Source organism: Streptomyces sp. 150FB, assembly GCF_000818195.1.
GTDB lineage: Bacteria > Actinomycetota > Actinomycetes > Streptomycetales > Streptomycetaceae > Streptomyces.
Genome location: NZ_JTHL01000001.1, coordinates 115,020 through 120,538 on the forward strand (window position 1 = coordinate 115,020; position 5,519 = coordinate 120,538).

General features: G+C 68.8%; 6 protein-coding genes and 1 pseudogene. 4 read left to right on the forward strand and 3 right to left on the reverse strand.

The window, feature by feature from the left end; translation table 11 throughout:
- Positions 1-189: 189 nt before the first annotated feature.
- The 3 genes from QR77_RS00305 (at position 190) to QR77_RS00315 (ending at position 2,650) form a co-directional block, all read left to right on the forward strand.
- A complete protein-coding gene (locus tag QR77_RS00305; RefSeq protein WP_150130328.1) occupies positions 190-768 on the forward strand; it encodes a hypothetical protein in 579 nt (192 codons plus the stop codon).
- A gap of 68 nt (positions 769-836) precedes the next feature.
- Entirely contained in the window at positions 837-1,433 is a 597-nt protein-coding gene (locus QR77_RS00310) for a DUF998 domain-containing protein (protein ID WP_040026999.1), read from the forward strand.
- A 233-nt stretch (positions 1,434-1,666) separates the two neighbouring features.
- Positions 1,667-2,650 carry a hypothetical protein gene (locus QR77_RS00315; protein WP_236710477.1) on the forward strand — a complete coding sequence of 328 codons (984 nt, stop codon included), beginning with the start codon at positions 1,667-1,669 and terminating at the stop codon, positions 2,648-2,650.
- Positions 2,651-2,699: 49 nt separating this feature from the next.
- Here the strand turns inward: QR77_RS00315 and QR77_RS00320 are convergent, their stop codons facing one another.
- Both QR77_RS00320 and QR77_RS00325 read right to left on the reverse strand, forming a co-directional pair.
- Entirely contained in the window at positions 2,700-3,314 is a 615-nt protein-coding gene (locus QR77_RS00320) for an HD domain-containing protein (RefSeq protein ID WP_236710478.1), read from the reverse strand.
- 24 nt (positions 3,315-3,338) lie between these two features.
- Entirely contained in the window at positions 3,339-4,253 is a 915-nt protein-coding gene (locus QR77_RS00325) for an NADP-dependent oxidoreductase (RefSeq protein WP_040019123.1), read from the reverse strand.
- Between the two features lie 651 nt (positions 4,254-4,904).
- On the opposite strand from QR77_RS00325, the pseudogene QR77_RS48040 reads away from it, so the two are divergent.
- A pseudogene (locus tag QR77_RS48040) lies at positions 4,905-5,055 on the forward strand (IS5/IS1182 family transposase); the annotation flags it as partial.
- A gap of 25 nt (positions 5,056-5,080) precedes the next feature.
- Here QR77_RS48040 and QR77_RS00330 read toward each other — a convergent pair.
- Positions 5,081-5,519 (reverse strand): DUF4232 domain-containing protein (locus tag QR77_RS00330; protein ID WP_150130531.1); only part of this gene is annotated, 439 nt, incomplete at its 5' end.

Sequence of the window (5,519 nt, forward strand, 5' to 3'; positions counted from 1 at the left end):
TAGCCTCGGTCCTTGACGACGACCGAGCGTCATCTGCCGTCGGTTGTGCGGCGACTCCTCGTCGCTGCCCATGGGGTCCGGCTTTCCATCCGCCACCACCCCCACCACCCCAGATCCTGCTTACCAGGTCTCGGCGGGTCGCACAGGGTGGCGGGTGCGCTGCTCGCGCACCTCGTGGGTGGTCCCACGGTGAGCCTGACAGAGGGTAGGGAACTGATTTCCAGCGTCGGCGGGCCGCTGCCGTTCCTGGTCGGCATGCTGGTCGCCGGTCCGCCGGCGGAGGAGCCCGGGGGCGCGGCACCGCGTATCCGCGTCTCCGTGCGTCGATGGGCCGCCTTCAGTCCGGCGTTCTGCTGGGCGCTTTCTGGGCGATATGGCATCCAGAACGACCTCGGTCTGATCAGTTGGAGTGGCCTGATGTTCGCGGTCAGCGTCTTCCCGCTGGCTCTGCTGACCGGTTATGCGTACGAACGTGCCGGGGTCGCGGCATCGATCGCGGTTCACCTCGGCGTCAACGGGACAATGGCGGTACTGGGTGTCAGCTCACCCGTGGCGCAGGCTTCCGTCGCGGCGGTGCAGATCGTCGTCGTCCTCACCCTGCTTGCCACGAAGCGCGAGCGCCGGGAGACGGACCTGCCGGTAGGCGGGTCTTGTCCGCGTTCGCCGCCTGTGGCCATCGCGCACGCTCACCCACCTGGCGGTGTCTCAGAACGCTCCGCTCAGGCGGGACCAGGGGATGCGGACGCCCCGGAAGCTGTTGTCGCGTAAACCGCCGGGTCCGGTGTGCGCCCGCGTGTGCGCCGGTGAACCGGGAAGTACGCATCTACGGTGGTCTGATGCGACACGTACCCTGGTGGGCCTTGCTGTCGTCCGGAGCAGCTCCCATTCTGTTGACCGGTGGCTGGACTGTCGCTGAGCGACTCCAGCGACACGGGTACGACCCCGTCACCAAGACGATCAGCGTCCTGGGCGCCTACGGTGCCCCGGGGTACTGGCCGATGACCGGAATACTGATCGCCCTGGGCGCCTGTTACCTGATCACCGCCTTCGGCCTCCGCGCGGCGGCGCCGGCCGGACGGGCGGCCCTCGGTGGCGGCGGGGTATTGGCGATCATGCTGACACTGTTCCCGGCACCCGCCCGTGGCGGCGACTTCGGGCACGGGACTGTGGTCACCGTCGGATTCGTTCTCATGGCCTTCTGGCCGGTACTGGCCGCCGAGCGCAACGGGCCGGCGGCTTGGGCGCTCCGGCCCCGGGTGGCCGTCAGGGTGAGTGTTTTGATGTGTGTCGGCGCGGTGTGGTTCGTGATCGAACTACAGAGCAGCGGAGCGGCAGGTATCGCCGAACGCGTCCTGACGTTTGCCCAGTCCCTGTGGCCCTTCATGGTGGTCGCTTCCTGTGTGCGCCATCAAGTACGGCAGGAGACCGTGTGAGCGCGGAGTTCCCGGCGGGGTCGCCGCTTTTGGGATCGGTGACACCTGGTCCGGCTGGTCGACACCGGTTGGCGTAGTCCGCCGTGGGCCGCTCTCGCGCCTGCCCGTTGCTCACCTGCCCGTTGCTCACCTGCCCGTACCGGCCGGCACCTTCGGAGAACCGCGCACGGCCCGCCCCGCGTCCCCACCAAGAACGTAGGAACGGACCCTGAACGTACAGAAAGCCCTCCCCCATGACACGCGACACACAACACGACCGCACGCTGCCACCCACGAGCAGGAACCCACAACGCGGCGTCACCGCCACGACGTTCGCCACCTTGCGGCGCCACCGGGGTGCTCTGGCGGGTGCGACGGTACGCGTCGTCGGCCTGTCCGGACTGGCCGGGCTGCTGATGACGGCCGTGATATTCGCGCTCGCCTGGCCCGTCTTCACCCGTATGCGGAACCAACGCATCTGGTATCACCACGTCGAGGACCCCTACCTGCATGACCCCACCGATCTGGCGCTGGTCGCCCTCTGTACGCTCCCGCTCTTCCTGCTCCTCCTCGGCACCGGGAGTGCGGCCCTGCAGACCGTGTGCTCCCGGGCGGTCGCGGCGCGGACTCAAGAACCCTTGAAAGGGGACTGGTCAGGTGCCGCGGTCCCCGGGCGGCTGCGACCGGTGCTGGGCGTGTACGCGCTACGCGGCCTGATCGTATGGCCCCTGCCGCTGCTCGTCGAAGCCGTGGCGAACGGTCTCACCGGCTACCAGCTCGACAGCCCGGAGCCTCTGGAACGCGGATCGTGGCCCTACACACTCGTCGCGGCCTCTCCTGCGGCTGCCGTGTTCGCGGCCGTACTGCTGCGCCTCGCGCTCACCCTCGCCCCGGCCGCCACGGCTGATGGCCTCAGCCCTCGCGCGGCCCTGCGCCATTCCTGGTCGCTGACGTGGACGCGCGCAGGAGCGGCTCGTATCCTCGGCCTCGCGCTGTCGCTGGCCGCGCTCACCGCCGGGTTGGGCCGGCTGGTGGTGCAGCTCGCCCTGCCGCTGCGGCCCCTCGTACGGGCCCTCCTCGAAGAGGCCACGGGTAACTTCTTCGCCGCGTACTACGCCGGTATCCTCGTCCCCGTCATCGTCGGCATCCTCGTCACCTCGGCCGTGGTCCTCCCCCTTACGTGTACGGCCTTCGCGGTCCTCCAGGACCGCCTGCGGTCGCCCCGTACCTCTCCCTGACCCCTGACGAGCCGGGGACTCTGCGGACTTCCCCGGCGCGCGTCCGTCGTCACGGTCGCGGGGAGTCCAGCGGGTTTGCCGTCATTCGCGTGCTGAGGCCGGACCGTACGGCGCCCGCCGCCGAACTGTCGGGCTTGCGCTCCGCCTGGGTCTCGAAGCAGGCCAGGAATTCCTTGGTGAGATCGAGCCGGGGATAGCGTTCCAATACCTGGTCCCTGAAGCCGGGGGTGAAGTCGTCCACATTCCTACCGACGATCTCCGTGGTGGTCGCGCGGGCGAGGAGATACCCCTCGGGATCGATGGACACGTCCACCTCGGGCCACATGTGCCGGATGATCACTTCCGACAGACGTTCGCGGCGCTCCGCCGGCCACCCGGCGCCGGCCGCGAATACCCGTGCCACGTGGCCGCCGGCCTCCTCGAACGGGACGGTGTGGCTGTCGAATGCCGCCACCAGGCCGACGTCGTGGAACACCGCGGCCACGTAGAGCAGTTCCGGGTCGAAGCGGATGCCGCGTGCCGTGCCGTGGGCCGCTGCCCACACGTAGGCGCGTAGGGAATGGTTGAGCAGCGCGGGGGTCTGGTAGACAGATGCCACTTCGAGGGCGGCGGCTGACGTCGCAGTGTCCGGCGTTATCAGATCGTTGAGGTTCATGTGGGGCATATGTTCCTGCTTCTGGTGGCAGTCCTATGGGATTCGGATGATCGTCTTGCCTTGGGCACGCCGACCGGGGGCGAAGGCGGCGGGCGCCTCGGGGAGTGGCCGTACGGCCCCGATGATGGGCTGGAGCCGTCCGTCTCTGAGCCGCTGGGCGAGGTCCGTGAGCCGGGCGCGATCGGGTTCGACCACGAAGAAGACGGCTCGTCCGTCCGTGGGCCGGACCCTGGGTGGCTCGGCAATGGTGACGAGCGTGCCGCCGGCGCGAACCAGGCCGGCAGAACGGTCGAGGATCTCACCGCCGATCACATCGAACACCACGTCGACCTCGCCTGCGTCCTCCAGACGGTCGGCCCCCAGGTCCATGAAGGCGTCTGAGCCGAGGCGGAGTGCGGTGTCCCTGTCGGCGGCCCGGCCGGTGCCGATCACCCGGGCCCCGATCTCGTGTGCGAGTTGCACCGCGATCGACCCGACACCGCCCGCGGCGCCATGGATCAGGACGGTCTGTCCCGTCGTAAGCCGTGCGTGGTCGAACAGACCTTGCCACGCCGTCAGTCCGGAGATCGGCAGCGCGGCGGCCACGGTGTGGTCGACATCCGACGGCAGTGGGGCGAGGTTACGGGCCTCCACCGCGGTGTACTCGGCCAGTGATCCGTTTCGGGTCCAGTCGGTGAGTCCGAATACGCGCTGGCCGACGGTCAGGCCGGTGGTGCCGTATCCCAGCTCGGCGACGACACCTGACAGCTCGTGTCCGGGCACGCTCGGGGTCCGGTCGCGGCCGGCGCGGTCGGACCACGTTCCGGGCCAGTCAAGCTCGCCGGAGGTGAACCCCGCGGCATGCACGCGCACGATGACGTCGTTCTCAGCAGCGTGCGGATAGGGCATGTCCGACAGGGAGAGTCCACCGACACCGGCCTGACGGTCTCGGACGATGATGGCTTGCATGGCAGATCCTTGCTCGGATGCGGTTCTTTCCAGAACAGGCACGGAGGTGGCCGTTCAGCACGGCCAGGCAGGCACCTGGGGACCCGCCATAACCCATCACACCGCCTGGTCCACACTGGAGCCACTTGTCGGGGCAGGCGGTAGGTCATTTGCCGCCGTGATGTCGACCGTATGCTCAAGGCAGCCCACCAGTGTGGGCCATTTCCGAGGCCGTACGCTGGGCCACTCCGCCGCCTGCCCGCCGGCCGTACGCAGGACATCGGCGGTCCGGCCGGGCCCGGTGCTGTGACCGCACAGGTTCACCGGGGTTGGAGGCACAGACCACTACCTGGCGGGGCCCGTGGTCGTCACCGAACGTGACCTGGGGACATCGATGATCGCCCGCACAAGCACACCCGCACGGTGCGCCTGGACGATCTGGACTGGCTGCGGCACGTCAACAACGGCCGCCTGCCGCAAATGGTGCGGGAAGCACACACCAGCATGTTCTGTCTGGAGCGGGTCGAGCCCGGCTGAGATCTCGACCCTGGTCTCCTACGACGACGCCAAGTGCTCTCGCCGCCTGCGGGAGGAGTAACTCGCTTTCCTGGCCCGTCGTTTCTTCACTGCCGACGACGAAGCGTTCACTGGGCCGGTCCGGGGTGCGGCCGACGCACACTTGAGGACGTGTTCGCCTACGCCGAAGCTGAGGAGGGCACGCCGAGGATCGACGGGATGGGGCCCCAGGTCCGCCGCCCGAAAGCAGGCAGACCCGGGCCGGCGGGCGTCCGTCCCGGGCAAGCGGAAACAGAGCACCGTCAAGTCCGGCAGTGGCACCCGCCCATCGGTTACTGGTCCGTTCCGGAGAAGGGAACGGCATCCGCCGCAGAAGTGTGCCAGTTGGTGACGATGGGCTTGTCGACGGTGATCTTGCCGACCGGCAGGGAGAGGACGCCCGGGTCCGCGCTGCCGACGCCTACGATGATGCTGTCGTATTCCACTCCATCGTCGCCGTTGGTGGTCTTCGGGTTCACTCCCGCATAGGCCGTGGTCGACCCGCTCAGCGTGACCGCGTCGCCGACGGACTGCTCAGCCGGGCCGGCCTCGATGCCGCCGGATCCGAAGGCCATCGTCGGAAGTGCGGCGGGCAGAACACAGGTGATGCCGGACTTGGCCTTCGCCATGACCAGGATGTAACCACCCGCCTGCGTCTCGGACTTGGTGCTCCACGAAAGGTCGTTGGCGCCGCAGACCTGCCCCAGGCCGCCCTTGCCGCCGCCGGACGAG